This is a genomic window from Bartonella sp. AD328YNZD, assembly GCF_042196425.1.
In genome coordinates this window covers 1-728 of sequence record NZ_JBHIQG010000723.1, presented here as the reverse complement: position 1 = coordinate 728, position 728 = coordinate 1, and the positions used below count along the sequence as shown (strand labels likewise).

At 38.5% G+C, this 728-nt stretch carries 1 protein-coding gene; it reads right to left on the bottom strand.

Annotated elements, in window-relative coordinates:
• The coding region (locus ACFIO3_RS14685) for a type IV secretory system conjugative DNA transfer family protein (protein ID WP_375704737.1) at nt 1-728 on the bottom strand (728 nt) is incomplete at both ends.

The window sequence follows — 728 nt, the reverse complement described above, 5'->3', positions numbered from 1 at the left end:
GTTTGCTCTGCCATTTCTGTAAAAATACCCACCATTTCACGAATAAAAGGAGAAGGTGTTGTTTCTTGAATCATGCGTAATTGATTAACAACAGCTGTTTCTGATTGAGAGAGAATACCACGCAATGTTTTTAAATTGCGCTCGCTGTCTTCATATTCATCAGAAAATACAACATGAGCAAGAAGAGCTGTTAATAGGTTATGGGCTTGTGTTGAGAAATATTCCGCTGAAGAATTGTCTGATTTTTTATCTGTAAGAAGCAACTTTGAAAAGCTTACAATATTCGCTTCGCGTTGTGTGCGTGGTACGCTGTCGTCTAAAAGCCAATCGATGACATTAAAGTTTTTTGTTAACAATGAGTTGGGATCGAGAACAATGACATTTCTATTTCCCATTTTTTGACGCGCATATTTGACCATTGGGGCAACTTCTGTTGAAGGATCAAGACAAATAATAGACCCTGGATAGGTTAAACACGTAGGAACTACTGTACTTGTTGTTTTATAGCCACCAGAACCAGCAAAAAAGATCATATGAGTTGAACCAAAATCAAGATTAAAGGTTAGCAAAGGGACTGTTCCACCCTTTCCCCATGTTGTTTTATTGCCAGGTGCAAAGGGAATGTTGCACACATTATCTTGATCGACACGATATCTTTCACCCACAACAATTTGCCCATTGGCAGGAAAGATTTTTGCTGCCTCTCTTAAATTCATCCATGATGCTTC